The sequence below is a fragment of the Bradyrhizobium sp. SZCCHNS2022 genome, assembly GCF_032377575.1.
In the GTDB taxonomy this organism is placed as follows: domain Bacteria; phylum Pseudomonadota; class Alphaproteobacteria; order Rhizobiales; family Xanthobacteraceae; genus Bradyrhizobium; species Bradyrhizobium aeschynomenes.
In genome coordinates, this window is record NZ_JAUHHZ010000001.1 from 4279920 (window position 1) to 4305830 (window position 25911).

General features: G+C 66.3%; 22 protein-coding genes, 1 pseudogene and 1 riboswitch. Of the genes and pseudogenes, 9 read left to right on the forward strand and 14 right to left on the reverse strand.

Annotation, left to right across the window (positions count from 1 at the left end; all coding sequences use genetic code 11):
- The first annotated feature begins 79 nt into the window (after positions 1-79).
- From QXZ94_RS19230 to QXZ94_RS19245, 4 genes are all read left to right on the forward strand, one after another.
- Positions 80-1399: a sugar ABC transporter substrate-binding protein gene (locus QXZ94_RS19230; RefSeq protein ID WP_315721734.1), complete on the forward strand. Its 1320-nt coding sequence runs from the start codon at positions 80-82 to the stop codon at positions 1397-1399.
- Positions 1396-2331: a sugar ABC transporter permease gene (locus QXZ94_RS19235; protein ID WP_315721735.1), complete on the forward strand. Its 936-nt coding sequence runs from the start codon at positions 1396-1398 to the stop codon at positions 2329-2331. The genes QXZ94_RS19230 and QXZ94_RS19235 overlap by 4 nt, the downstream gene beginning before the upstream one ends.
- The gene (locus QXZ94_RS19240; RefSeq protein ID WP_315721736.1) at positions 2328-3152 is read left to right on the forward strand and encodes a carbohydrate ABC transporter permease; all 825 of its coding nucleotides are present in this window, start codon (positions 2328-2330) and stop codon (positions 3150-3152) included. The genes QXZ94_RS19235 and QXZ94_RS19240 overlap by 4 nt, the downstream gene beginning before the upstream one ends.
- 298 nt (positions 3153-3450) lie before the next feature.
- Entirely contained in the window at positions 3451-4545 is a 1095-nt protein-coding gene (locus QXZ94_RS19245) for an HWE histidine kinase domain-containing protein (protein WP_315721737.1), read from the forward strand.
- Between the two features lie 107 nt (positions 4546-4652).
- On the opposite strand, the gene QXZ94_RS19250 is transcribed toward QXZ94_RS19245, so the two are convergent.
- The 8 genes from QXZ94_RS19250 to QXZ94_RS19285 all read right to left on the reverse strand — a co-directional run bounded on the left by QXZ94_RS19250 (position 4653) and on the right by QXZ94_RS19285 (position 14499).
- Positions 4653-5468 (reverse strand): XdhC/CoxI family protein, encoded by an 816-nt coding sequence (locus tag QXZ94_RS19250; RefSeq protein ID WP_315721738.1) that lies wholly within the window; start codon positions 5466-5468, stop codon positions 4653-4655.
- A 28-nt stretch (positions 5469-5496) separates the two neighbouring features.
- Entirely contained in the window at positions 5497-6699 is a 1203-nt protein-coding gene (locus QXZ94_RS19255; protein ID WP_315721739.1) for a VWA domain-containing protein, read from the reverse strand.
- Positions 6696-7565, reverse strand: coding sequence for a MoxR family ATPase (locus tag QXZ94_RS19260; RefSeq protein WP_315721740.1), 870 nt, complete (start codon positions 7563-7565; stop codon positions 6696-6698). The genes QXZ94_RS19255 and QXZ94_RS19260 overlap by 4 nt, the downstream gene beginning before the upstream one ends.
- Positions 7566-7892: 327 nt before the next feature.
- Complete coding sequence (locus QXZ94_RS19265; RefSeq protein ID WP_315721741.1) at positions 7893-10313, reverse strand: aerobic carbon-monoxide dehydrogenase large subunit; 2421 nt, start codon at positions 10311-10313, stop codon at positions 7893-7895.
- Complete coding sequence (locus QXZ94_RS19270) at positions 10310-10810, reverse strand: (2Fe-2S)-binding protein (protein WP_012029577.1); 501 nt, start codon at positions 10808-10810, stop codon at positions 10310-10312. The genes QXZ94_RS19265 and QXZ94_RS19270 overlap by 4 nt, the downstream gene beginning before the upstream one ends.
- Positions 10811-11069: 259 nt before the next feature.
- Entirely contained in the window at positions 11070-11933 is an 864-nt protein-coding gene (locus QXZ94_RS19275; protein ID WP_315721742.1) for a xanthine dehydrogenase family protein subunit M, read from the reverse strand.
- 352 nt (positions 11934-12285) lie between these two features.
- Positions 12286-13512 carry an MHYT domain-containing protein gene (locus QXZ94_RS19280; RefSeq protein ID WP_315721743.1) on the reverse strand — a complete coding sequence of 409 codons (1227 nt, stop codon included), beginning with the start codon at positions 13510-13512 and terminating at the stop codon, positions 12286-12288.
- 387 nt (positions 13513-13899) lie between these two features.
- The gene (locus QXZ94_RS19285) at positions 13900-14499 is read right to left on the reverse strand and encodes a 6,7-dimethyl-8-ribityllumazine synthase (RefSeq protein ID WP_315721745.1); all 600 of its coding nucleotides are present in this window, start codon (positions 14497-14499) and stop codon (positions 13900-13902) included.
- A 76-nt stretch (positions 14500-14575) separates the two neighbouring features.
- Positions 14576-14771, reverse strand: a riboswitch (FMN riboswitch).
- A gap of 391 nt (positions 14772-15162) precedes the next feature.
- Here QXZ94_RS19285 and QXZ94_RS19290 point away from each other — a divergent pair.
- Both QXZ94_RS19290 and proC read left to right on the forward strand, forming a co-directional pair.
- Positions 15163-15663, forward strand: a complete 501-nt coding sequence (locus QXZ94_RS19290; protein WP_172112422.1) for a YbjN domain-containing protein — start codon at positions 15163-15165, stop codon at positions 15661-15663.
- A 118-nt stretch (positions 15664-15781) separates the two neighbouring features.
- Entirely contained in the window at positions 15782-16600 is an 819-nt protein-coding gene (proC, locus tag QXZ94_RS19295; RefSeq protein ID WP_315721746.1) for a pyrroline-5-carboxylate reductase, read from the forward strand.
- 181 nt (positions 16601-16781) lie between these two features.
- Here the strand turns inward: proC and QXZ94_RS19300 are convergent, their stop codons facing one another.
- From QXZ94_RS19300 to QXZ94_RS19315, 4 genes and pseudogenes are all read right to left on the reverse strand, one after another.
- Complete coding sequence (locus QXZ94_RS19300) at positions 16782-17177, reverse strand: thioesterase family protein (RefSeq protein WP_315721747.1); 396 nt, start codon at positions 17175-17177, stop codon at positions 16782-16784.
- Between the two features lie 227 nt (positions 17178-17404).
- A pseudogene (locus QXZ94_RS19305) lies at positions 17405-17611 on the reverse strand (tautomerase family protein); the annotation flags it as partial.
- Positions 17612-17745: 134 nt separating this feature from the next.
- Complete coding sequence (gene hisS / locus QXZ94_RS19310) at positions 17746-19401, reverse strand: histidine--tRNA ligase (protein WP_409998802.1); 1656 nt, start codon at positions 19399-19401, stop codon at positions 17746-17748.
- 229 nt (positions 19402-19630) lie between these two features.
- Positions 19631-20710 (reverse strand): branched-chain amino acid aminotransferase, encoded by a 1080-nt coding sequence (locus QXZ94_RS19315; RefSeq protein ID WP_315721750.1) that lies wholly within the window; start codon positions 20708-20710, stop codon positions 19631-19633.
- A 346-nt stretch (positions 20711-21056) separates the two neighbouring features.
- Here QXZ94_RS19315 and QXZ94_RS19320 point away from each other — a divergent pair, with 346 nt between their 5' ends.
- From QXZ94_RS19320 to QXZ94_RS19330, 3 genes are all read left to right on the forward strand, one after another.
- A complete protein-coding gene (locus QXZ94_RS19320) occupies positions 21057-21605 on the forward strand; it encodes a MarR family winged helix-turn-helix transcriptional regulator (RefSeq protein ID WP_315721751.1) in 549 nt (182 codons plus the stop codon).
- The gene (locus tag QXZ94_RS19325; protein ID WP_172112428.1) at positions 21602-22333 is read left to right on the forward strand and encodes a response regulator; all 732 of its coding nucleotides are present in this window, start codon (positions 21602-21604) and stop codon (positions 22331-22333) included. The genes QXZ94_RS19320 and QXZ94_RS19325 overlap by 4 nt, the downstream gene beginning before the upstream one ends.
- Positions 22334-22617: 284 nt before the next feature.
- Positions 22618-24006 carry an ATP-binding protein gene (locus tag QXZ94_RS19330; protein ID WP_315721752.1) on the forward strand — a complete coding sequence of 463 codons (1389 nt, stop codon included), beginning with the start codon at positions 22618-22620 and terminating at the stop codon, positions 24004-24006.
- Between the two features lie 9 nt (positions 24007-24015).
- Here the strand turns inward: QXZ94_RS19330 and QXZ94_RS19335 are convergent.
- Together QXZ94_RS19335 and QXZ94_RS19340 are read right to left on the reverse strand one after the other, a co-directional pair.
- Positions 24016-24779, reverse strand: a protein-coding gene (locus QXZ94_RS19335; RefSeq protein WP_315719298.1) for an IS5 family transposase whose coding sequence is annotated in 2 segments (ribosomal slippage) — positions 24016-24441 and positions 24444-24779 — 762 coding nt in all. Because the reading frame shifts where the segments join, the coding sequence is not laid out codon by codon here.
- Positions 24780-24859: 80 nt separating this feature from the next.
- Positions 24860-25843: a VOC family protein gene (locus QXZ94_RS19340; protein WP_315721753.1), complete on the reverse strand. Its 984-nt coding sequence runs from the start codon at positions 25841-25843 to the stop codon at positions 24860-24862.
- Positions 25844-25911: the final 68 nt, after the last annotated feature.

A 25911-nucleotide genomic window follows, 5' to 3' on the forward strand; every position in this document is an offset into this window, starting at 1 on the left:
GCGGGCAACGCCCTGTTGCAGCGCCGCCGGATCGCGCTACACTTCAAGACCAAACAAAAAGTCTCCTGGGAGGGTACGAATGACCGCGATCACGCGCCGCAACATGCTTGCGGGCACGGCAGCAGCAGGCGCGCTGGCGCTCACCGGCCAACCTGCCTGGTCCGAGCCGCAGTGGAAGAAATATGCCGGCACCAAGCTCGAGGTGATCCTGGCCAAGGGGCCGCGCGGCGACAATCTGCAGAAGAACATCAAGGAATTCACCGCCCTGACCGGCATCGAGGTGGAGTCCGAGCAGATCCCCGAGCAGCAGCAGCGTCAGAAGGTGGTGATCGAGCTGTCGTCGGGCAAGCCGAGCTTCGACGTCGTGCATCTGAGCTATCACGTGCAGAAGCGGCAGTTCGAGAAGGCCGGCTGGCTCGCCGACATCACCGACATGATGAAGGACCCGAACCTGACCGCGCCGGACCTCGTGCAGAGCGATTTCTCCGCCGCAGGCCTGACTTACGCCAGCAACGACAAGGGCCGCATGTTCTCGCTGCCATGGTCGGTCGACTACTTCATCCTCTACTACAACAAGGAGCTGTTCGCGAAGAAGGGCGTCGAGGTGCCGAAGACGCTCGACGAGATGGTCACAGCGGCGCAGAAGCTCACTGATGCCAAGGACGGCACCTTCGGCTTCGTCGGCCGCGGCCTGCGCAATGCCAACATGACCTTGTGGACCAACTTCTTCCTCAACTATGGCGGCGAATTCCTCGACGCCAAGGGCAACATCCTGACCGACGGTCCCGAAGCGGTTGAAGCCACCAAGCTCTATCAGAAGCTGCTCACGACCTGCGCGCCTCCCGGCGTCGCCGGCTTCAACTGGATGGAGTCGATGGCCTCGTTCACGCAAGGACGCTCGGCAATGTGGATCGACGGCGTCGGCTGGGCCCCGCCGCTGGAGGATCCCAACGCATCTCGCATCGTCGGCAAGGTCGGCTACACCGTGGTGCCCGCCGGACCGAAGGGGCAGTACTCCGCGACCTATGGCGACGGCATCGGCATTTCGGCGGCGAGCAAGAATAAGGAAGCGGCCTGGCTGCTCTGCCAGTGGCTGGTGTCCAAGCCGCAGGGCGCTCGCCTGGTGCAGGCCGGCGGCGGCGTGCCGTTCCGCAACTCGGTGCTGAACGACCCAGGGGTTCAGGGCGGCGTGAAGATGCCCAAGGAATGGCTGCAATCGGCAATCGACTCCGGCAAGATCTCCAAGCTTGGTCTGCCCGTGATCATTCCGGTCGCCGAATTCCGCGATCTCGTTGGCGCGGCCTTGACCGCCACGCTGTCGGGCGCCGATCCCGCCACCGAGCTGAAGAAGGCGCACGAGCAGTTCCGCCCGATCCTGGAGCGCAGCGAAAAAGCGTGAGCACGATCGTCGAACAGGCTGGCGCGGCAGCGGAGGCTGCTGCGCCGGAACGTGCGTTGCGGCCGCCGTCGTACTGGCCGTTCGTGGTGCCGGCGCTGGTCACCGTCCTCGCTGTCATCATCTTTCCCTGGCTGTTCACGATCTGGATGAGCTTCCAGGAGTGGAAGGTCGGCTCACCCACGACGTTCGTCGGGCTGTCGAACTACCTGCGACTGCCTGCCGATCCGCGCTTCGTCGAATCTGTCGGGCATACGCTGTCCTACACTGCGCTGTCGGTGCTGCTGCCGCTGGTGCTCGGCACGCTTGCGGCGGTGGTGTTCCACGCGCGCTTCCCAGGGCGCGGCCTGCTGCGCGCGCTGTTCATCATGCCGATGATGGCGACGCCGGTCGCGATCGCCCTGGTGTGGACGATGATGTTCCACCCGCAGCTCGGGATCCTGAACTATCTCTTGTCACTCGTCGGCCTGCCGCCGCAGTTGTGGGTGTTCCACCCGGGCACGGTGATCCCGTCGCTGGTGCTGGTCGAAACCTGGCAATGGACCCCGCTCGTCATGCTGATCGTGCTCGGCGGCATCGCCTCGCTGCCGACCGAGCCGTATGAAAGCGCGCAGATCGACGGCGCTTCGACCTGGCAGATGTTCCGCTACATCACGCTGCCTTTGATCATGCCGTTCCTGTTCATCGCGGCGATGATCCGCGCCATCGACGCGATCAAGAGCTTCGACATCATCTTCGCGATCACGCAAGGCGGTCCCGGCTCGGCGTCGGAGACCATCAACCTCTATCTCTACAGCGTCGCCTTCGTCTATTACGACCTCGGCTACGCATCGGCGATCGCGGTGGTGTTCTTCGCCCTGATCGTGGCACTCACCGCGCTGCTGCTGGTGCTGCGCCGGCGCGCGCAGTGGAATGCGCTCGGGAGCGACACATGAGCGTGAACACCCTTCTCGGCCGGCTTGGTCTCGCGGTCGGCGTCTTCCTCATCGTCTCTCCGGCGATCCTGTTCTTCCTCTGGATGATCTCGCTGTCGGTGAAGTTCGAGGTCGACAATGCCGCCTTTCCGCCGGTGTTCTGGCCCGAGCATTTCGCCTGGAAGAACTACACCGACGTGCTGTCCTCCAACCGCTTCTTCACCTACTTCAAGAACAGCGTGCTGGTGACCGGCGGCGCGACGGCGCTGGCCATGCTGGTCGGCGTGCCCGCCGGCTACGGCATCGCCCGCATGGCCGCGCATAAGTCGGCGATCGTGATCCTGATCGCGCGCATCACGCCCGGCCTGTCCTATCTGATCCCGCTGTTCCTGCTGTTTCAGTGGCTCGGGTTGCTCGGCACCCTGTGGCCGCAGATCATCATCCACCTCGTCGTCACCGTGCCGATCGTGATCTGGATCATGATCGGCTATTTCGAGACCACGCCGATCGAGTTGGAGGAAGCCGCGCGAATCGACGGCGCGACGCGTTGGCAGGTGTTCCGGCACGTCGCATTGCCTGTCGCCAAGCCCGGGCTTGCGGTCGCCTTCATCCTCGCCGTGATCTTCTCCTGGAACAACTTCGTGTTCGGCATCGTGCTGGCCGGTCGCGAGACGCGCACCCTGCCCGTCGCGGTCTACAACATGATCTCGTTCGATCAGCTGAGCTGGGGCCCGCTCGCCGCGGCTGCGCTGATCGTGACCTTGCCGGTGCTGCTGCTGACCGTGTTTGCGCAACGGCAGATCGTCGCGGGCCTCACCGCCGGTGCGGTCAAAGGCGGCTGACGTCGTGGAGATTTCGGCGCTTTGTTCGGTATAATGCATGCCAACAGAAGCTGCGGCGGAATGCCCAATTTGCCTTGGTCAGGCCACAGTCTGCCCCTTGGTTACCTGGATGGAACCGGGATTCGCCTCCGTCGCTGAAGCGGGCGCTCAATCGCGTTAAACGGTTCCGTCTCGTGTCCGTGACGGCTTCGTCCCAGCCGAATACCTACGCCGCACGATCGACCGCTCGGGCTCGGCGCCCCGTTCGGTCCGTCGTGCAACCCCATCACCGGCTGAACGCCCGACCGACGAAAGCTTCATGACATCCGATCGCGACGCTCCAGCGCCAGACCGATTGGCTGCCCTGTTGCAGACCGAGCTGCTCGACTCGCCGCCCGAGCCCGGCTTCGATCGCGTCACGCGCCTGACGACGCGGCTATTGCAGGCGCCCGCCGCGATCATCGCGCTGGTCGACCGCGACCGACAGTTCTTCAAGAGCTCGATGGGGCTGTGCGAACCATGGGCCTCGCTGCGCGAAACGCCGCTCAGCCACTCGTTCTGCCAGCACGTCGTGACGTCGGCGCAGCCGCTGGTCATCAGCGATGCCAACCAGCATCCGCTGGTGAAGGACAATCTCGCGGTGCCCGTACTCGGCGTCATCGCCTATCTCGGCGTCCCCTTGAAGCTGCCGAGCGGCGAGGTGATCGGCGCGCTCTGCGCCATCGACCACGAGCCGCGGCCGTGGAGCGAGGACGACGTGGCCCAGCTCACCGAGCTCAGCGAGATCGTCATGGACGAGATCGCGCTACGCACTGAAAATGCGCGGCGGCGCACGATCGAGCAGCATCAGCGCGTGCTGGTCCATGAGCTCAATCATCGGGTGAAGAACACGCTCGCTCTGGTCGACAGCGTGATCGCGCTCAGCATCCGCGCCGACTCCGCCCTGACGGAGTTCGGCGAGGTGCTGCGCGGCCGCATCGCCGCCCTCACCCGCAGCCACGCGCTGGCGCTGGACCGCGGGCGCGAGGCGATCGCCCTCAATGAGCTGGTCTGCGCCGAGCTGGCCCCGCTGCAATCCGACCGCGTGGTGGTCGATGGCCCGGCGGTGCAGCTGGCGCCGGGCATCGCGCTGTATCTGTCGATGGGGCTGCACGAGCTGGTCACCAACGCCGTGAAATATGGCGCGCTGTCGAACGATGCGGGCCGGGTGGCGCTGAGCTGGCGCCATGCCGACGGCCGCCTTGCTCTCTCCTGGGAGGAGAGCGACGGACCGCCAGTCAGCCCGCCGGCCCGCAACGGCTTCGGCTCGCTGCTGTTCGAGCGCATTCTCGGCGCGGCGCTGAAAGGCCAGGTGACGCGCGACTTCGCCGCTGATGGGCTCAAGGTGCAATTCGATCTGCCGCTGACGCCTTAGAGCATGATCCGGAAAAGTGGAAACCGGTTTTCCGAAAAGATCATGCTCAAAAAAGAGATGAGATCATGATGCGTTTCCGCCGAAACGCATCATGATCTAGCGGCGCCTCAGCCGCGCTGGCCGCGGCGACGCGTCAGCGTGATGTCGGCCAGGATCGACATCGCGATCTCCTCCGGCGTGATGGCCCCGAGATCGAGCCCGGCCGGTGCCTTCACCCGGTCGAGCTGCGCGGCGTCGATGCCGTCCTCGACCAGCTTCCCGCGCAGGCTGTCCATCTTGCGGCGGCTGCCCACGAACGCATGATAAGCCGCGTCGCAGCCGAGCGCGGCGCGCAGCGCCGCCTCGTCGCCCTTGCCTTGTGTCGACACCACGACGAAGCGGCTGCCCGCGGGCGGAGCGTTCAAGGTGAACCCGTCGATCAGGACATCCGCCTGCGGCGTGGTGACGAGATCGGCGGCCGGCGCGGCGAGGGTGACGTGATAGCCGAGCGGGCGCGCCTGCGCGGCCAGTGCGATCGCCACAGGACTGGCGCCGAGAATGACCAGCGAGGGATGCGGCAGCACCGGCTCGACGAAGATGTCCATCGTGCCCTTGCTGGGGCACATGTTGGACGCAAAGCGGATCCCCTCTCTGGTCTCACCCGGCTTGACGCCGAGCTCGGCGAGCAGGTTGTCGGGCTGCACCGAGACCATGCGCGGGACGCCATCGGCGAGCGCCTCGCGCGCCGCCTTCAGCACCGCGCCGCGGGCGCAGCCGCCGCCGATCCAGCCCGCGACGATGGTGCCGTCCGGACGGATGATCGCCTTGGCGCCGGCCTTGGCAGCGGTCACCGACACGGTGCGGACGACGGTGGCGAGCACGAAGCTCTGGTCGGTGGCCTTCAGCTGCGCGGCGAGGTCGAGAAGTTCGGGCGCGGTGGTCATGGGTGAGCTCCTCTCGGGCGGCATGGCCTCACAACCTCGCCAGATACGGCTCCAGCGCCGCGAGCGAGCTCAGCGTGTGCGCGGGCGCGTAGAGATCGACGTGAGGCAGCGCGGCCTTGATGCCGCGCGCCTCGGGCGCATAGCCGTCCCAGCCGAGCATCGGGTTGAGCCAGACGATGCGGCGGCAGCGGCGGCGCAATTGCGCCATCTCCCGGCCGAGCAGTGCGGGATCGCCGGTGTCGTAACCGTCGGAGACGATCATCACGCAGGTGCGCGAATGGATGGCACGCGCGGCGTGCCAGCGATTGAAGGTCTGCAGGCTCTCGCCGATCCGCGTGCCGCCGCCGGCGCCCTGCGCCATCATCGACAGACGGTCGAGCGCCCGCGCAGCATCCCGCTCCTTCATCGCATCGGAGACGTAGGTGAGCCGCGTATGAAACAGGAACGCTTCGGCCTCGCGAAACTGATCGAGCACGCCGTGAATGAAGCGCAGGAACACCGCGGTGTAGGCGCTCATCGAGCCGGACGCATCGAGCAACACCACCAGCCGGAGCGGCTTCACCTTGCGGCGGCGATGCACCAGCGCGATCGGCACGCCGCCGTGGCTGATGTTGCGGTGAATGGTCCGGCGCAGATCGAGGCGCTCGCCTTTCTTTCGCAGTTGGTCCCGCCGCGTCAGCCGCGTGCGCATCGCCTTGGCCAGCCGAGCCGCGGCCTCATGCGCCAGCGCGACCTGGTCGGGATCGGCGAGCTTGCGGAAATCGGTGTCGTTGATCGCCTCCACGCGTGAGGCGCCTTCGCGGATGCCCTCGCCGGTTTCGCGTGGCGCTTCCTCAGAAGGCACCTGATCCATCGCGCCTTGCGGACCAGGCTGGCCCGCGCTTGCATCCTGCAGGCTCTTCAGCGATGGACTGTTTGCCGCCTGCGGCGATCCCGACGCGAGCACCCGCGAGCGCGCGCGCTTGCCGAGCCAGAATGCGTCGAACAGACCATCGAAGCGATCCCACTCGCTCTTGCGCGCCGCGAACAGATGCTTGAACGCGGAGCGCAACAGGCCGGGCTTCTCGGCATAGCCGGCAGCCATCACCGCCGCCGCGTCCTGGCCTTCCGGCAGGCCGACTGCAAAGCCGTTGTCGCGCAGCGTCCGCAGGAAGGCGCCGAGCCGGCCGGCGACCAGCCGCGCCACCGCGTCCATGTCCTCATGATCGGGGGTGGCGCCGCAGCAGCTCATGCGACCTTCCCCAGCAAGCGTGCCGAAACCTCGCGGGAGACGCGGGAGCGATCCTCGTGCGTCTTCAGCAGGCAGATCAGCGTGTCATGGACGATCTCGGGCTGATCGTTGAGATCGCGAATTTCCAGGCCGACCAGCGCCGCGGCCCAGTCGAGCGTCTCGGCGACGCCGGGCACCTTGCGCAGCTCCTCCTTGCGCAAACCCTCGACCATTCGCGCGATCTGCAACGCGAGTGACGCCGACGCGCCATCGATCCGCGCCAGGATGATACGGACCTCGCGGTCGACGTCGGGATAGTCGACATAGTGATACAGGCAGCGGCGGCGCAGCGCGTCGGACAGCTCGCGGGTGCCGTTCGAGGTCAGCACGACATGCGGGATGCTGGTCGCCGTGATGGTGCCGAGCTCGGGGATCGAGACCTGGAAATCGGACAGCAGCTCCAGCAGGAACGCCTCGAACTCGTCATCGGCGCGATCGATCTCGTCGATCAGCAGCACCGGCGGCGTGGCACGGCGGATCGCGGCGAGCAACGGACGCTCGAGCAGATATTTCTCGGAGAAGATCTGGTCCTCGATGGCATCGGCATGCCCCCGATGCGCCTCGATGGCCAGCAGCTGACGCTGATAGTTCCACTCATAGAGCGCGGCGCTCTGGTCGAGCCCCTCATAGCATTGCAGGCGGATCAGCTCGGTGCCTTCAACCGCGGCCAGCGCCTTCGCCACCTCGGTCTTGCCGACACCCGCCTCGCCCTCCAGCAGCAGCGGCCGCTGCAACAGCTGCATCAGCGCAATCGCCGTCGCCAGCTCGCCATCGGCGATGTAGCCGCAGGCGGCGAGAGATTGCGCGATGTCGTCGCGGGTTTTCATCTGCGTTCGTTTCTCGATCTCATGGCGAACTCGCTGCCTTCCTCCCCCCTTGTGGGGAGGCTTAGGGAGGGGGGGTGGCCCCAAGCGACACCGCCGCCGGAGACCCCCACCCCCCACCCCTCCCCGCAAGGGGGAGGGGAGCGCACCGTCGATGCCGCCACGTCCTTTTCGGCGATTTCGTTCGCTCTCTTCGCGTCATTGCGAGCGAAGCGACGTGTCCGCCGAAGCTCGCAGAGCGTAGGCGGAAGCAATCCAGGGGCTCGGGTGGGACTCTGGATTGCTTCGTCGCTTCGCTCCTCGCAATGACGACCGAGCACGCGATCGCGCCTACGCCACCACACCCAAATTCTTCGCCGCCTGCCAGTTGCGCCAGAAGTCGTGGGGCATCTGGATGTGGGTGGCGCCGAGGAACGCGAACGCGTCGTTGACCGCGTTCGAGAACGCCGGGACGCCGCCGACATTGGGGCTTTCGCCGACGCCCTTGGCGCCGATCGGATGGTGCGGCGACGGGGTCACCGTGTAGTCGGTTTCCCAATGCGGCGTCTCGACCGCGGTCGGCATGAAGAAGTCCATGAACGAGCCGGTGACGACATTTCCTTCCGAATCGTAGCGGATCTCCTGGCCCATCGCGATGGCGAAGGCTTCGGTGAGGCCGCCATGCACTTGGCCCTCGATGATCATCGGGTTGATGCGGGTGCCGCAATCGTCGAGCGCGTAGAAGCGCCGGACCTTGTACACGCCGGTATCGACATCGATGTCCATCACGCAGAGATAGGCGCCGAACGGATAGGTCATGTTCGGCGGATCGTAGTAGCTCACCGCCTCCAGCCCCGGCTCCATGCCCGGCGGCACCGAGTTGTACGCCGCCCAGCAGATGTCCTTCATCGACATCGCCTTCTCCGGCAGGCCCTTCACCCGGAAGCCGTCGATGTCCCATTCGAGGTCGTCCTCGTGGACCTCGAGCTTGTAGGCCGCGATCATCTGCGCCTTGGCCTTGATCTTTCGGGCAGCCATCGCGATGGCCGCACCGGCGACCGGCGTCGAGCGCGAGCCGTAGGTGCCGAGGCCATAAGGAGCCGTGTCGGTGTTGCCCTCCTCGACCATGATGTTATCAGCGGGAATGCCGATCTCGCTGGCGATGATCTGCGCCCAGGTAGTCTCGTGGCCCTGGCCCTGGCTCTTGGTGCCCATCCGCGCGATGCCGGCGCCGGTCGGGTGCAGCCGGATCTCGCAGGAATCGAACATCGCGATCCCCAGGATGTCGCAGTTCTTCGACGGGCCGGCGCCGACGATCTCGGTGAAGAAGCCGATGCCGATGCCCATGATCTCCCGGGTCTCGCCGCGCTTGAACGCGGCGCGCTTCTCTGCCTGCTCCTTGCGGAGACCTGCGTAGTCGACGGTCTCCATCATTTTTCGCATGGCGGTGTGGTAGTCGCCGGAATCGTATTCCCATCCCAAGGCCGAGTGATAGGGAAACTGCTCCGGCTTGACGAAGTTCTTCAGGCGCAACTCAGCCGGATCCATCCCGAGCTTTTGCGCCAGAATGTCCATCGCGCGCTCGATGCAATAGGCCGCCTCGGTGACGCGGAACGAGCAGCGATAGGCGACGCCGCCCGGCGCCTTGTTGGTGTAGACGCCGTCGACCGCGAGATGCGCGACCGGAAAGTCGTAGGAGCCGGTGACGATGTTGAAGAAGCCGGCCGGCCATTTTGACGGATCGGCGCAGGCATCGAAGCCGCCGTGATCGGCCAGCACGTGGACACGCAGGCCGGTGACCTTGCCGTCCTTGGTCGCCGCGATCTCGGTCGTCATGTGATAGTCGCGCGCGAACGCGGTGGCGGTGAGGTTCTCGATGCGGTCCTCGACCCATTTGACCGGCTTGCCGGTGACGATCGAAGCCACCGCCGCACAGATGTAGCCGGGATAGGCGCCGACCTTGTTGCCGAAGCCGCCGCCGATATCGGGCGCGATGACGTGGATCTTCTGCTCCGGCAGCTTGGCGATCAGCGACACCACGGTGCGGATGACGTGCGGCGCCTGGAACGTGCCCCAGATCGTCAGCTCGCCCTTGATCTTGTCGAACGAGCACACGCACTGGCAGGTCTCGAGCGGCGACGGGTGGGTGCGGTGATAGGAGATCATCTCCTTGATCGTCACATCCGCCTTCTTGAACGCCGCGTCGGTCAGCTCCTTGTCGCCGACGCTCCATTCGAAGATGTGGTTGTGATGCTTGCGCGGGCCGTGCGCGCCCGAGGTCTTGCCGGCGAGATCCTCGCGCAGCACCGGCGCATCCGGGTCCATCGCCTTGAACGGATCGACCAGAACCGGCAGCGGCTCGTAGTCGACGACCACCTTGGCCACACCGTCATCGGCGGCGTAGCGGTCGGTGGCGACGACGAAGGCGACCTCCTGATTCTGGAACAGCACCTTGCCGTCGGCCAGCACCATCTGCACGTCGCCGGCCAGGGTCGGCATCCAGGCGAGGTTGACGGTCTTCAAGGTCTCGGCGGTGATCACCGCGAGCACGCCCGGCACCTTCAGCGCATCCTCGGTGTGGATCGCCTTCACCCGCGCATGGGCATGCGGCGAGCGCACGAAGTCGCCATGCAGCATGCCCGGCAGCTTGACGTCGTCGACGTAGTTGCCCTTGCCTTGGGTGAAGCGGATGTCCTCGACGCGCTTGCGCCGGCAGCCCATGCCTTCGAGCGCGGCTTCGCGTTGTTCCCGCGTGGGAGTCATGTCGTTCATTCCGCGGCCTCCTGGAATTCCACGCCGTTGATCTTGGCGGCGGCGTATTGGATCGCCTTGACGATATTCTGATAGCCGGTGCAGCGGCAGATGTTGCCGGAGATGCCGGCGCGGATCTCGGCCTCGGTCGGCGACGGATTCTCCTTCAGCAGCCGATGCGCGCGAAGAATCATGCCGGGGGTGCAGAAGCCGCATTGCAGGCCGTGCATCATGCGGAAGCCTTCCTGCAGCGGCGACAGCGTGCCATCGGCATTGGCCATGCCTTCGATCGTGGTGATCTCGGCGCCATTGGCCTGCACCGCGAGCATCGTGCAGCTCTTCACGCTCATGCCGTCGATATCGACCGTGCAGGCGCCGCAATGGCTGGTCTCGCAGCCGATATGCGTGCCGGTGAGCTGCGCCTGCTCGCGCAGGAAATGAACCAGAAGCGTGCGCGGCTCGGCGAGACCTTCGACCTCGCTGCCGTTCACCTTCATCGTAACGTGGGTTTTGGGCATTCGGTGCTCCCTGGAAATCTTCTTCGAACTTTGGGTCAGCTATCAGCGGCGGTGTCGGTAGGCTCCCTCTCCCCGTTCTTTACGGGGAGAGGGCTGGGGTGAGGGGCAGCCGCACGAGTGGTGTACGCGGCGAGACCTGTACCCCCTCACCCGGATTGCATCTTCGATGCAATCCCACTCTCCCCGCCCTAGCGAAGCTTCGCTTTGCCCTGGCGGGGAGAGGTTGCACCGCGTGCGCGGCGACAGCATCGGTTCACAACTACTTCACCCTGCTCGCCGCGCGCTGCAGCGCGCGCATGACCATGATGCCGCCGACATGGATGCGATACTCGGCCGGGCCGCGCGCGTCGGACGCCGGCTGCATGATCGCGCGCGCTGCGGTTGAAGCGGCCTTCAGTGCGGCGTCGTCGAGCGTGGTGCCGATCACCGCATTCGCCGCGTCCGTCGCCAGCAGCGGCGTCTCGTGCAGGTTGGTCAACGAAATCACGCACGTCGCGACCTTGCCACCGGCCATCGTCAGCACGACGCCGGCCGCCGCCGTCGCGTAGTCCCCGACCTTGCGCTTGAGCTTCTCGTAGGCATAGCCGTGCCCCGCCGGCGGCACCGGAATGCTGACTCCCGTCAGGATCTCACCGGGCTCCAGCGCGGTGAAATACGCGCCCTGGTAAAACTCCCGCGCGGCCACTTCCCGCGCGCCGTTCGGGCCTTCGAGCCGATAGCTCGCATCCAGCGCCAGCATCAGCGCCGGCATGTCGTTGCCGGGATCGCCATTGGCGACGTTGCCGCCGAGCGTGCCGCGATAGCGCACCTGCGGATCGGCGATCAGCAGCGCCGTCTCGTGCAGGATCGGCAGCGACTCACCGATTTCCGCCGACGCCAGCAATTCGGCCTGTGTCGTCATGGCGCCAATCGCGATGCGGTCGCCCTCGCGGCAGATGCCCTTGAGGCCGGCGATGCCGTGCAGGTCGACCAGATGCGCAGGCGTCGCCAGCCGCAGCTTCATCATCGGCAGCAGGCTGTGACCGCCGGCGAGCGGGCGGGCCTCGTCGCCGAGATCGGCGAGCAGCTTGATCGCGTCGCCGACACTCGCGGGCCGGTGATAGTCGAACGGACCAGGAATCATCTCGTTTCCCTTCCCTCATGCTGGCCTGCCTTGCCGGCTTGGCCGTTTGCGTCGATGCGCGAACGTTCGTGCTGCAAGAGCGAAGTGTGAACGCCAGCGGATCGCAAATTGGGCGGGAGAGTCGATCGGGATCGCGGGCCGCGCAACGGAGCGGGCACGGAGAGCGGTGAATTCGCACGAATGGCGGATCAAAGCGCACGAATTGCGTCAGTCAGAGCGACCCAATCGTGCGAATGACGAACGCAGTTGGTTGCGCGACGCCGCATCGGTGTACGACGCTCGCGGTGTCAGCCGATGTGCGTTGCGACGAAGCGCGCGCCTGATGCTGCGAGTGCGAAGTGACTGTGTGAGATCACGCCGGCCGACGCAACCCGAGTCGCGCCTTGACCTCGGCGACCTTGGCGCGGCTCACCGGCACGCGCGGCTTCGACGGCCCGTCGAGCTCGATGATGGCGCCCTCGCCTTCCTTGCCGACGAAGGTCACATGCTCGATCGCGACGATGTGACTGCGATGCACCCGGATGAAACGGCCGGGATCGAGCTGCGCCTCGGCCTCGGAGATCGACCACGGGCACATCCGCTCGCGGGTGCCGTCGTGCACTCTCGTATAGTGCGCATCGGCGCGGACGCTGCGGACATCCCCGGCGTCGATGAAATGGGTGCCGTTGGCGCCTTCGAGCGGCAGCCGCACTGCCGCGATGCGCGGCGGCTGGCCGATGCCGCCCAGCGGCGCGGCCTTGATACGTGTGGGAGGAGCGCTTTCGAGCGCATCGGAGGAAGCGACGGCAACGGGTTGCCGCGGCGCGGCCGGCTCCGGCGCTAGGCCGGGGGCAATCACGGGCGGCACGGTGGCCGGCTCCACCGCGCGTCGCGCGTCGGGCACGAGCGACAGCAGGAAGCCTGCGGCCACGACGAAGCACAGCACAGCCACGACGATCGCCAGCACCTGCGGCGACGCAGCAAGCCCCGCGGCGGCATGCTGATGGCCCTCGCCGGCCGGCACGACATGCATGCCCAGCATCGCCGTGTAATGCATGCCGGAGACGGCGATGCCGAAGGCGAGCGCGCTGATGGCGAGCCGCAGGCCGTCCTGCCGCGCCAGGAAGATGCGCAGGCCGCCATAGGCGGCGACGATCGCGATCGCGACCGACAGCGCGACCAGCAGCGGATCGTGCGTCAGCCCGAACCGGCCGGCGAGGCCGTGCATGCCGACATAATGCATGCTGGCGATGCCGGCGCCGAGCAGCAGCGCCGAGGGCACGACACGCTGCGGTGAGGGATCGCCGATGCTGACGAAGAACAGGGAGATGCCCACGACCAGCGCGCAGATCAGGAAGGAGATGATGGTCGGCAGCACCAGATACACGGCGTCCGCCGGCAGCGGCGCGGCCATCATGCCCACGAAATGCATGGTCCAGATGCCGACCGCGAGAATGCCCGCGGCCCCGGACAGCAACACGCGCGGACTGGTCCCCGGCCCGCTGCGAATGCGCGCGGTGAGACTGAATCCGGTATAGCCACCCAGGCTCGCGATCACGACCGAGAGCGCGACGAGATAAGGATCGTATCCTTCGATCATCCTTGCCGGCCGCCCGTCGCCACGGGCCAGCCTCCTCCCGCAAAGATTTTACAGGGGGCGAGCGGGGAATGACAACACAAGGCGGGGAGCGCGAGGGGGCGTGATGTCGCTGGGTTGCGGGCGGGTGTGGGCGCCACCTCCCGGTCCTCAGCGAAATTGGGATTCGAGCTCCCGCCGCGAAGGCGGTGCATTCCGCTCACAATGATGAGCCTCGACTCGGAGAAAGCATAATGGCGGAAGTGGGTCTCATGAACTTCAGCGCCCGGAGACCCCCACCCCCAACCCCTCCCCGCAAGGGGGAGGGGAGCAGGCTGCCGTCGCGGCGAGACCTTGGCTTCCAACACTGAACCATGTGCGGCCGGCTTAACCGGCCACACATCGTCAGCCTCAGATGATCCCCGCCGCCACCTGGCTGCGCAGGCGCTCCAGGCTCAGCAAGGTCTCCGCGCAGGCGGTGGCCACCTCGACGCCCTTGGTTGCAAAATGCTTCCTGAAGAACTCGAAATGCGCCTGCGTCTCGTGGAATTGCTGTGGCGTCAGCACGGCGGAGAACACCGGCACCTCGGTGCGCAGCTGCACGTCCATCAACGCCTTGATGACGGCGTCGGAGACGAACTCGTGGCGATAGATGCCGCCATCGACGACGAGGCCGGCCGCAACGATCGCGGTATAGCGCCGCGTCTTGGCGAGCAGTTGCGCATGCAGCGGGATCTCGAACGAGCCGGGCACCTCGAAGATGTCGACCCGGTCGCGCTGAATGTGGCGTGCCTCGATCTCGTCCAGAAACGCGATCCGGCATTCCGCGACGACGTCGCGATGCCAGGCCGACTGGACGAAGGCGACCCGCTGCGGCTTGGCGAAGCGCGGATGCGACGGCGCCGGGGGCGAGTCGTCAGGCGGGGATGCAGCCGGCGTGTCCGCCGGCGGCGCGGCTTCAGTGGCGATATCGGTGGTGGTGTCGATGGTGTCTTGCAGCATCTGATTCATGGTTGTCCTCGATAGAGACCAGAATCAGGGCACACGGAACGACGACGCCCCCGCGCTGAGTGCGCAGGGTGCCGGGACCCGTTCTCTTTCATCCGGACTGTGACCGTCGGCTTCGGAATCGCACCGAATCTGCTGACCCTTCCCTTGCCGACGCGATCGGGAGTACGGAATTCTCCAGATCAGGCCTGCCAGAGAAGGCGCTCGCGGGCTCGCGCTCTCGACCGAGACCGCTTACCGCCGGTGGGGAATTTCGCCCCGCCCTGAGAACATGAGCCGCCCGGCTGGACGGCCCGAACGGACTATGCAGGGGCTCCGCCGCTGCGGCAAGGCCTCACGCCCGCAGGCTACGAGGGGCCACCATGCGGCCGCAGACGTCATTCCCGCGGCCAAATCGCCCTGGACGGGCGGTTTGCGGCGAATCCGATTCCGTTTTGTTCTCAAAACGGCATGATTCCACAGGCTGGACAGGAGTTGTGGACGAAGCGGTGTTTGGCTGTGGACGGACTCACCCCCCCGTTGCGCAGATTCCGCAAATCACATCAGTTTGTCCTCGCACGCCCGGGGTACCTCCGGGACTGCAAGCCGGGTCTCGAAGCGCCAGAGGGTGCGGGCCGGGTCGCCGCGTAAGTACCAACGAGATCAAGAAGACGAGGTCGAGACGGCATGTCCCTGCTCGAAAGCACTATCGATTCCGGAGATCATCCCTTGAGCGTGGTGGAGAACATCGCGTCCGACAACAATTGGATGTTCGAGCGCTCCGGCGAGGACGAGATCACGATCGCTTCCAAGGGGCAGTGGACCGACTATCAGCTCTCCTTCACGTGGATGGGCGAGATCGAGGCGCTGCATCTGGCCTGCGCCTTCGACATGAAGATTCCGGAGGCCCGCCGCGCCGAGGTGCAGCGGCTGATCGCGGCCATCAACGAGCAGCTCTGGCTCGGCCATTTCGACATCTGGACCCACACCGGCATGGTGATGCACCGCCAGGCGCTGGTGCTGCCCGGCGGCATCACCGCCTCCGGCCCGCAATGCGAAAGCATGCTCGCCGGCGCCATCCACGCCTGCGAGCGCTATTTCCCCGCCTTCCAGTTCGTGGTCTGGGCCGGCAAGTCGACGCAGGATGCCATGGCGGCGGCGCTGTTCGATACGGCGGGGGAGGCGTAAGCCGCCTCCCCTCTCGTCATGCGCGGGCTTGACCCGCGCATCCATCTCACCTCAAAAAGCCGCTTCTCATTGTCGATGGATGGCCGGGTCAAGCCCGGCCATGACAAGTGGTGGCTTGATGACCAAATCCGAACTCCAGAACACCACCGGCACGATCGTCCTCGCCGGCGCCGGCAAGATGGGCGGGGCGATGCTGACCGGCTGGCTGGCCGGCGGGCTCGATCCGGCGCGGGTGGTGGTGATCGAGCCGATGCCGTCGGCCGAGATCACCGCACTGGTGGCCCGCGGGATCCGCCTCAATCCGGCTGACGCCGCTCCGGCCGAAGTCGTCATCCTTGCCGTCAAGCCGCAGATGTTCCGCGAGGCCGGCCCGGCGCTGAAGCGGTGGGTCGACGACGGCACGCTGGTGCTGTCGATCATGGCCGGCACCACGATCGCCAGCCTGCAGGACGTGGTGGGCGGCGCGGTCGTGCGCGCGATGCCGAACACGCCGGCGGCGATCGGCCGCGGCATCACCGTGGCGGTGCCGGCCGGCAACGTCAGCGCCGCCCAGCGCGCCCTGACCGACGCGCTGTTGCGCGCCACCGGCGCGGTCGAATGGGTCGATGACGAGGCCCTGATGGATGCGGTGACCGCCGTGTCTGGCTCCGGCCCCGCTTACGTCTTCCTGCTCGCCGAGGAGCTCGCGCGCGCCGGCGTCGCTGCCGGGCTGCCAGAGGCGCTGGCCACGCGACTCGCGCGCGACACGGTGTCGGGCGGCGGCGAACTGTTGCGCCAGTCCGAGCTGTCGTCAGCGACGTTGCGCGAGAACGTCACCTCGCCCGGCGGCACCACCGCGGCGGCGCTGTCGGTGCTGATGGGAACGGACGGCTTCCAGCCGCTGCTGGAGCGCGCCGTGGCGGCCGCGACGGCCCGCTCGAAGGAATTGGCGAAGTAGCTCTCACACCCTCCGCCGTCATTGCCGGGCTTGACCCGGCAATCCATCCGCTTCGCAAGACCGGCTGATGAGAAGATGGATGCGCGGGTCAAGCCCGCGCATGACAAGCTTGTTTGACGCAAGACTGGTCGTTGCGCAGCAAGCAACCTCGTCCGCCGCCTGTCCCCTCCAGTAAGGTAAGTTACGGCACCGCGAAGCGCTTCTTGAACTGCTCGACATTGATCAGGCCGCGGCCGTGACGGCCGTCGCCGATCTTCACGTCGCCATGATAGGCTTCGACGCTGAAGCGGATGACGCGGCGCTCGACCTCGATCACCTCGGCGACCGTGCGAATGGTCGCGCCGACCGGCGATGCCGCGAGGTGGCGGACATTGACCTCGGTGCCGACCGTGACCCAGCCCGGCGGGAGCACCGGGTTGATGGCGTCCCCCGACGTCATCTCCATCTCCAGGATCATCATCGGCGTCGCATAGACCATCGGCATATGCGGCACGAAATGCCCGACGGTGCGCTCCGGCGGCACCACGAGCAGGCGCTCGGCGCGCATCCCCGGCTTGATGATGTCACGTGCGTCCATGGTGGCTCCGAGTTCAGTCGTCGTCCCGGACAAGCTGCGACGCGCGACAGCGCGGCGCAGCGCCGATCCGGGAGCCATACGCCGCGGCGGTCTTGATGGGCAAAAGGCCAATGACCAGCCTGCCTCAAACCGCTTCCAGGGGGTATGGGTCCCGGCTTTCGCCGGGACGACAGCGGTGGTGATCGAAACAGATGCTATTGGCTTCGCTTCGGCGTAACGGCGATCAACTACTTCTTCTGCTCGGCCAGCCGCTCGACGAAGGTCTTACCGCCCTTCATCTTGTGCGTCAGCGGCGCCTCGTTGATCTGAATGACGACGGCTTCGGGATCGACGCCGAGATGCGTCACCAGCGCTCTTGTGATGTCGCGCATCATGTTGGCCTTCTGCTCGTCGGTGCGGCCGGCGGCCATGTTCACGGTGATCTCGGGCATTGACGGTTTCCTGTTGTGATCTCGTTATTAGTTGCTCGTCATTGCCGGGCTTGGGCCGGCAATCCATCTCCAGACATCGACGATATCGATCGAAGAGATGGATGCGCGGGTCAAGCCCGCGCATGACGATCTTCCCCTTACCCCCAGCTCACGTCGTGGCGCGCGAGCACCTCGCGGACGGCGGCGACCAGTTCGTCCTCCTTGGCGGAGACCTGTGCCGGGCGGCTCTCGCGCCATTCCTGGTTGGAGGCGATCGCGGCGGCGGCCCTGGCGCCCTCGATCAGATCCTTGATCTGCACCTCGCCGCGGGCCTTCTCATCCGAGCCCTGGATGATGACGCAGGGCGCGTTGCGGCGGTCGGCATATTTGAGCTGGTTGCCCATGTTCTTCGGGTTGCCGAGATAGAGCTCGGCGCGGATGCCGTGGTTGCGCAGGGTCGAGACCATCTTCTGATAGTCCGCGACACGGTCGCGATCGAACACGGTGACGACCACCGGCCCGAACGCCGGCCGCGTGTCGAGCTTGCCGAGCAGCGTCAGCGCCGCCTGCAGCCGCGACACGCCGATCGAGAAGCCGGTCGCCGGCACCGGCTCGCCGCGGAAGCGCGAGACGAGGCCGTCATAGCGGCCGCCGCCGCCGACCGAGCCGAACACCACCGGCTGGCCCTTCTCGTTCGGGATCGCGGCCAGCAGCTGCGCCTCGAACACCGGGCCCGTGTAGTATTCAAGACCGCGCACCACCGAGGGATCGACCATGATCTGGCTGTGATAGCCGGCGGCATCGACCAGGCGCGCGATCTCGACGAGCTCGTTCAGGCCCTCGACCGCGAGCTTCGAGTCGGCAAAAGTCTCGCGCAGCATGTCGACGATGCGGCGCGCGACGTCGTACTCGCTCTCCTTGCGATCGGCATCGCCCGCGAGGCGCTGTGCGACATCCTTGTCGCCGGCATAGGCGAGCGTCGGCGGCGCCACCAGCGCGCGCGCATTCACGAAGGTCTCGATTTTGGTGATCTGCGTCTCGTCGAGGCCGGCGCCCTTGGTGAAGTCGCCGCTCTCGTCCTTGCGGCCGGCGCCGAGCAATTCGCGCACGCCGCGCTCGCCTAGACGGTCGAGCTTGTCGATCGCGCGCAGCACCGTTAGCCGGCGGCCGATGTTCTCGTCGCCGCCGAGGCCGATCGCCTCCATGACGCCGTCGAGAACTTTGCGGTTGTTGACCTTGATCGCACAGTCGCCACGCGCAATGCCGAGCGCCTCCAGCGTATCGGCCGCCATCATGCACATCTCGGCATCCGCCGCCGGCGATGCGGAGCCGACGGTGTCGGCATCGAACTGCATGAACTGGCGGAAGCGGCCGGGGCCGGGCTTCTCGTTGCGGAAGACGTAGCCGGAGCGGTAGCTACGATAGGGCAGCACCAGGCCATCAGTGCCGTAGCGCTCGCCGACATAGCGCGCCAGCGGCGCGGTGAGGTCGTAGCGCAGCGAGATCCACTGCTCGTCATCGTCCTGGAACGAGAACACGCCCTCGTTCGGCCGGTCCTGGTCGGGCAGGAACTTGCCGAGCGCGTCGGTGTACTCGAACGCCGGCGTCTCCACCGGCTCGAAGCCGTAGCGCTCATAGACAACGCGGATCTTCTCGACCATTTCGCGCGTCGCCGCGATCGCCGCGGGGCCGCGATCCTCGAGCCCGCGCGGCAGCCGCGCCTTCAGCTTCTGGGGTTTCTTGGGTTTGTCGGACATGGGACTCGACCGTAGGGTGGGCAAAGCGCAGCGGGCCCACCATGGGCTGGATGACATCGCAGCGGTGGGCACGGCCCGCTTGCGCGGTCCTTGGCCCACCCTACGGGATGGAATGCGTTGCTGGCTTTGGTAGCAGCCGGGGCGCAGGGTCACAACCCGGGGAAGCTGCACGATTTCAGGCTCGTCATGGCCGGGCTTGACCCGGCCATCCACGACTTTTCATGCCGCGCGACGTGGATGCCCGGGACAAGCCCGGGCATGACGGCGAATGGAGCAGCGGGCTGCCCTACTTCACGTCCCGGATCCAATTGTGCGGATCCGGGCTGCGGCCGTATTGGATGTCGACCAGCTGCTTGCGCAGGCCCATGGCGACCGGGCCGGCATCGCCGCCGTTGATCAGGACATCGCCGCTCGTCGAGCGCACCTTGCCGATCGGCGAGATCACCGCGGCGGTGCCGCAGGCGAACGCCTCCTTCAGCTTGCCGCTCTTGGCATCTGCCCGCCACTGATCGATCGAATACGCCTCCTCGCGCACCTCGCGGCCGGCATCGCGGGCGAGCTTGATGATGGAGTCGCGGGTGATGCCGGGCAGGATGGTGCCGAGCGGCGGCGTCGACAGCGAGCCGTCGTCGAACACGAAGAACACGTTCATGCCGCCAAGCTCCTCGACATAGCGGCGCTCGATCGCATCCAGGAACACGACCTGATCGCAGCCATGCGCGATCGCCTCGGCCTGCGCCTTGAGGCTCGCAGCATAATTGCCGCCGCATTTGACGCCGCCGGTGCCGCCGACCGCGGCGCGGGTGTAGTTCTCGGAGACCCAGATCGAGACCGGGGCCGGGCCGCCCTTGAAATAGGAGCCGACCGGCGAGGCGATGACCGCGAAGATGTATTCGGCCGACGGCTTCACGCCCAGGAACACCTCGTTGGCGATCATGAACGGGCGCAGATACAGGCTGCCCTCGCCGCCCGGGATCCAGGCGCGGTCGATCCGGACGAGCTGCTCGACCGCCTCGATGAAGACGCTCTCAGGCAGCTGCGCCATCGCCATGCGCTCGGCCGAATTCCAGAACCGCTTGGCGTTGGCGTCGGGACGGAACAGATTCACGCCGCCATCGTCGCGCTTATAGGCCTTCAGCCCCTCGAAGATCTCCTGTGCGTAGTGCAGCACGGCGGCGGCCGGATCGAGCGGGAAGTTGGCGCGGGATTCGACGCGGGCGCTGTGCCAGCCCTTGTCCTGGCTGTACTGGACCACGGCCATGTGATCGGTGAACACCCGGCCAAAGCCCGGGTTGGCGAGCTTGGCGGCGCGCTCCTGGTCGGAGGTCGGGCTCGTCGTCGGCTTGATGTCGAATGTCAATGTCATGTCCTTGCTTCCCCCGCTCTGGTCGCCATTCGCGAGTTCTGGCGCCGACCCGTCCGTTCGGGCCAGTCGGCTTTTGAATTTCGGACTTGCCGCGGCCGGCCGTTGAGCCGGTCGCCGGGCAAGCGTGCCACCACAGGACATGCTTTTGCGCCCGGCGGAAGTCCAGTATGGTTTGCCGAAATGCCGCTCGACATCACACGGTTGTTCGTACCGTCGCCCAGGGTTGCCCGTCCGGGTTGCTTTAGGCCCGTCCAGACACGTCTTGAGACGATCGCCCGCCGATGAAACGATCTAAAATTTCGTAGCTGGCGATTGTTTTGTAACATTGAACCGCAGAAACGTCAATATGGCTGACATAAATTTCTCGTCTCCGACGTTGAGCCCCGAGCTGCGCGCGGCCGAGCCCTCCGCGACGGCCGGCGAGCCGCTGCGCTGGGACATCATCGAGCTTCTGTTCTTCGCCTACCGGGATTTCGTCGGGGACGCCGATCATGAGCTGGAGGCGTTCGGCTTCGGCCGCGCGCATCATCGCGTGATGCATTTCGTCACACGCTATCCCGGCCTCAAGGTCGCCGATCTCCTCGACGTGCTGCGCATCACCAAGCAGTCGCTCGGCCGCGTGCTGAAGCAGCTGCTCGACGAGGACTACATCGTTCAGAAGACCGGCAACAATGACCGGCGCCAGCGCCTTCTTTTCGCCACGCCGAAGGGCGAGGCGCTGGTGGCCAAGCTCGCCGGACTGCAGACCGCGCGCATCGACCGCGCGCTGGAGCAGGTCGGGCCGGCCGGCGCCGAGAAGGTCCGGCAGTTCCTGCGCGCGATGATCGATCGCGACGATCCGGACAAGGTGCTGGAAGCCATCTTCAGGACGCCCGCCGCCGCTGCCAAGGAGTGACCGTGACGATCACAGCCATCGCACCGCATCCGCCGCAGACGCCGGCCGACGACGCGCCGCATCTCCTGCTCGTCGACGACGACCGCCGCATCCGCGATCTCTTGTCGCGCTTCCTGCGCGGCGAAGGCTATCGCGTCACCACGGCGGCGAGCGCGAGCGATGCCCGCGCCAAGCTGACGGGACTACATTTCGATCTCCTGATTCTGGACGTGATGATGCCCGGCGAGAGCGGCTTCGACCTCGCTCGCTTCATCCGCACGCAATCCTCCGTTCCGATCGTGATGCTGACCGCGCGCGCCGAGCCCGAAAGCCGCATCGAAGGCCTGCAGCTCGGCGCCGACGACTACGTGGCCAAACCCTTCGAACCCAGAGAGCTCGCGCTGCGCATCGGCAACATCCTCAAGCGCGCCGCGCCGCCGCCGGCGGAGGAGGTCGTCGAGCAGATCGCATTCGGCCCGTTCGTCTATCACCTGGCACGCGGCGAGCTGAAACAGGGCGAGGAGATCGTCCACCTCACCGACCGCGAGCGCGAGATGCTGCGCATCCTGGCCACCGCCCGCGGCGAGACCGTGCCGCGCGGCGCACTCACCGGCAACGGCACCGTCAACGAGCGCGCCGTCGACGTCCAGATCAACCGCCTCCGCCGCAAGCTGGAGATCGACCCCGCGAATCCGCTGTTCCTGCAGGCCGTGCGCGGCATCGGCTACCGGCTGATGGTGACGGGGTGATGATCCGACGCGAGCATCACGGCAAAGCTCCATCTTCGCCGACAAAGTTGTGCACACATCCAGCGGCCTACGCGGTGCACCCTCTCCCCTTGTGGGAGAGGGTGGATCGCATGAGCGTAGCGAAATGCGAGCCGGGTGAGGGGTATGCCTCCGCAGATGAGATCGCGGAGGCATCCCCCCTCACCCGGTTTCGAACTTCGTTCGAAACCACCCTCTCCCACAAGGGGAGAGAGTGCACCGACTTCGCAGCGCGCGATCGTGCAACTGCAAACCCCTTTTTGCACATGACCACGCTCGACACCGGCCTCACTTTCATCCGCACCGCCTCGCGCCGCGTGTCGCGCGCCAACAGCATCGTCGGCAATGCCTTCAAGGGCTGGATGCCGACCGGGCTCTACGCCCGCGCGCTGCTGATCATGATCGTGCCGATGGTGATCCTGCAGACGGTGGTCGCCGGCGTGTTCATGGAGCGGCATTGGAACACGGTGACGCGCCGCCTCTCCGCCGCCGTGGTGCAGGACGTGGCCGCGCTGATCGACATCTACAAGGGCTATCCGCAGGACAAGGACCGCACCATGCTGCGCCGGATCGCGCAGCAGCGGCTCAACCTCGTGGTCGACTTCCTGCCCGCCGGCGACATGCCGCCGCCCGGGCCGAAGCCGTTCTTCAATCTGCTCGACCAGTCGTTGTCGAGCCAGATCGGCCGCCAGATCAGCCGCCCCTACTGGATCGACACGGTCGGCCGCTCCAACCTGGTCGAGATCCGCATCGCGCTGGACGATGCCGTGATGCGCGTGTTCGCGCAGCGCGGCGCGGCCTATGCGTCGAACACCGACATCTTCCTGTTCTGGATGGTCGGGACGTCCTCGATCCTGCTGATCGTCTCGGTGCTGTTCCTGCGCAACCAGATCAAGCCGATCCTGCGCCTTGCGGATGCCGCCGAGAGTTTCGGCAAGGGCCGCGAGGTGCCGAACTTCCGGCCGCGCGGCGCGCGCGAGGTGCGGCGCGCGGCGCACGCCTTCCTGGAGATGAAGGCGCGCATCGAGCGCACGCTCGAGCAGCGCACCGCGATGCTGGCCGGCGTCAGCCACGATCTGCGCACCATCCTGACGCGCTTCAAGCTGGAGCTGGCGCTGCTCGGCGACAGTCCCGAGATCGACGCGATGCGCAAGGACGTCGACGAGATGTCGCACATGCTGGAGGACTATCTGGCGTTTGCGCGCGGCGACAATGGCGAGATCGCGCAGCCGACCGACATCTCCAACGCGCTGGAGGAGCTGCGCAGCGACGCCGAGCGCAACGGCCATTCCGCCACGGTGTCGTTCCACGGCCTGCCGGTGGTCACCGTGAAGCCGCAGGCGCTGAAGCGCTGTCTCGGCAATCTCGTCTCCAACGCCGCCCGCCATGCGGACGCGATCGCCATCACCGGCCATCGCGACCACCGCTATCTCACCATCACCGTGGACGATGACGGCCCGGGCATTCCCGCCGCCATGCGCGAGGAGGTGTTCAAGCCGTTCCTGCGCCTCGACGACGCGCGCAACCAGGACGAGGGCGGCACCGGCCTCGGCCTCGCCATCGCCCGCGACATCGCCCGCTCCCACGGCGGCGACATCACGCTCGGCGACAGCCCGATGGGCGGCCTGCGCGCGAGCGTGCGGATTCCGGTGTAGCTCGCGGGTCTAGGGCGTGGACTCATAAGCCCTGGCCCAGAGGCGGGTTGAGCCGAGTGCGACTGCCGCGAGAAAGTTGCGAGCGAGCTTGTCGAAACGGGTCGCGATGCGCCTGAAATGCTTGAGCTTGCAGAAGAAGCGCTCAACCAGATTTCGCTTGCGATAGATGCGGCGGCTGACGGAGCGTTGGACCACTCGCTGGCTGGTGGAGGGAATATGAGCCCTAGCTCCGTGGGCTCTGATCATGTGCAGGAGGGCATCGGCGTCGTAACCACGGTCGGCCACAACATCACGGCATTTGAGCCCTTGGAGCAGAAATGGCGCAGCACGCAGATCGTGGGCCTGCCCCGGGGTTAGCATCAGCCGGACCGGCAGTCCGTTCTCGTCGACGACCGCATTGATCTTGGTGCTCAGTCCTCCACGAGAACGGCCAATGGCGTGATCCTCGCCCCCTTTTTACCCCCAGCGGCGTGCTGATGGGCGCGGACGATAGAACTGTCGATCAGCGCCATCGACTGCGGCGAGCGAGCTGCCAACACCTCGAAGATCTGGACCCAAACGCCTGCCTTGGCCCAGCGGTTAAAGCGGTTATAGACCGTCGTGTAAGGGCCATAGCGTTCCGGAAGATCTCGCCAGGGCGAGCCTGTCCGCAGCACATAGAAGATGCCGTTGAGAACCCGCCGGTCGTCGACCCGACCGACACCGCGCGGCTTATTCGGCAGCAAGGGCTTGATCAAAGCCCATTCTCGATCGCTCAGGTCAAACCGCGCCATTTCACCCCCCCAAATCACCTAAGGGGAGTGAATCACCGTCCGTCAGCTAACGGAATCCATTTATGAGTACAGAACCTAGCTCATTCCTGCGCAATCACCGCGTCGAGCCACGCGCAGTTCAGCGGCGGAACGCTGGGGTCGGGCACACGGACGCCGCGTGCGGCGGCGGACAGGCGCATGTCGCGCATGCGCTTGCGCTGCTCATCCGGCAGGTACAAGCGCTCGTGTCCCCACAGCGACGGGCCGTCGAAGGTCTCGTGCGGCTGCCAGGTCGCGGGATCGATCACCCGGCCGCCCCAGCCATATTCGATGAAGAAGCCGGAGGGCGTGTTGACGTAGAACGAGGTCATGTGGTCGTTGGTGTGCCGACCCAGCGTGTAGGCCACGCGCCCTTCGTCGAGTTGCGCCAGGTCGTAGCCCTGGCCGACGTCGTCGAGGCTGCCGAGCTCCACCATGAAATGATGCAGCGTCCGGCGGCCGGAGCCGACCATCGCGAAGCTGTGGTGCCGGCCGTTGACGTGGAAGAAATAGAGCTTGTAAGGCGTCAGGCCGAAGTCGGAGACCTGGAAGCCGAGCAGGTCGCGATAGAACGCCAGCAGCGGCTCGACCTCCTCGACGTTGAGCACGACGTGCCCCATGCCGAGCGGCCCAGTGCGAAAGCCGGAGATCGGACGTCCCGGCCGGAACGGATCGGCGGCGACGGCCGCCCCCCAGAACGCCTCGATGGTGTTGCCGGCGGGATCCTGAAAGCAGATCAGATCGGTGACATGACGCTCGTCGGCTAGCACCTGCGAACCGCTGATAACCTTCACGCCATTGTTCTCGAGACGGCCGGCGAGGCGCGCGAGCGCGGCGGCGTCGCCGACCTCCCAACCCATGACGGCGAGTCCGCTATCATCGCTGCCGTCGACGATCAGCCGCTGCTTGCGGTCGTCCATGCGGTAAGCCTGCTTCCCGGCCGCACGATCGATGCGCTGCATCCCCAGCAGCTCGGTCGCCATGCGTCCCCACTGCTCTGTTTGGAACGACTTGATGCCGACGTAACCGAGCGCCGTGATTTCCATGGTGTTTTCTCCCGAAAGGCGCGGGCCAAATTTCGTATCAGCTCCGCGCGGTCCTGCAGTAGACTGGT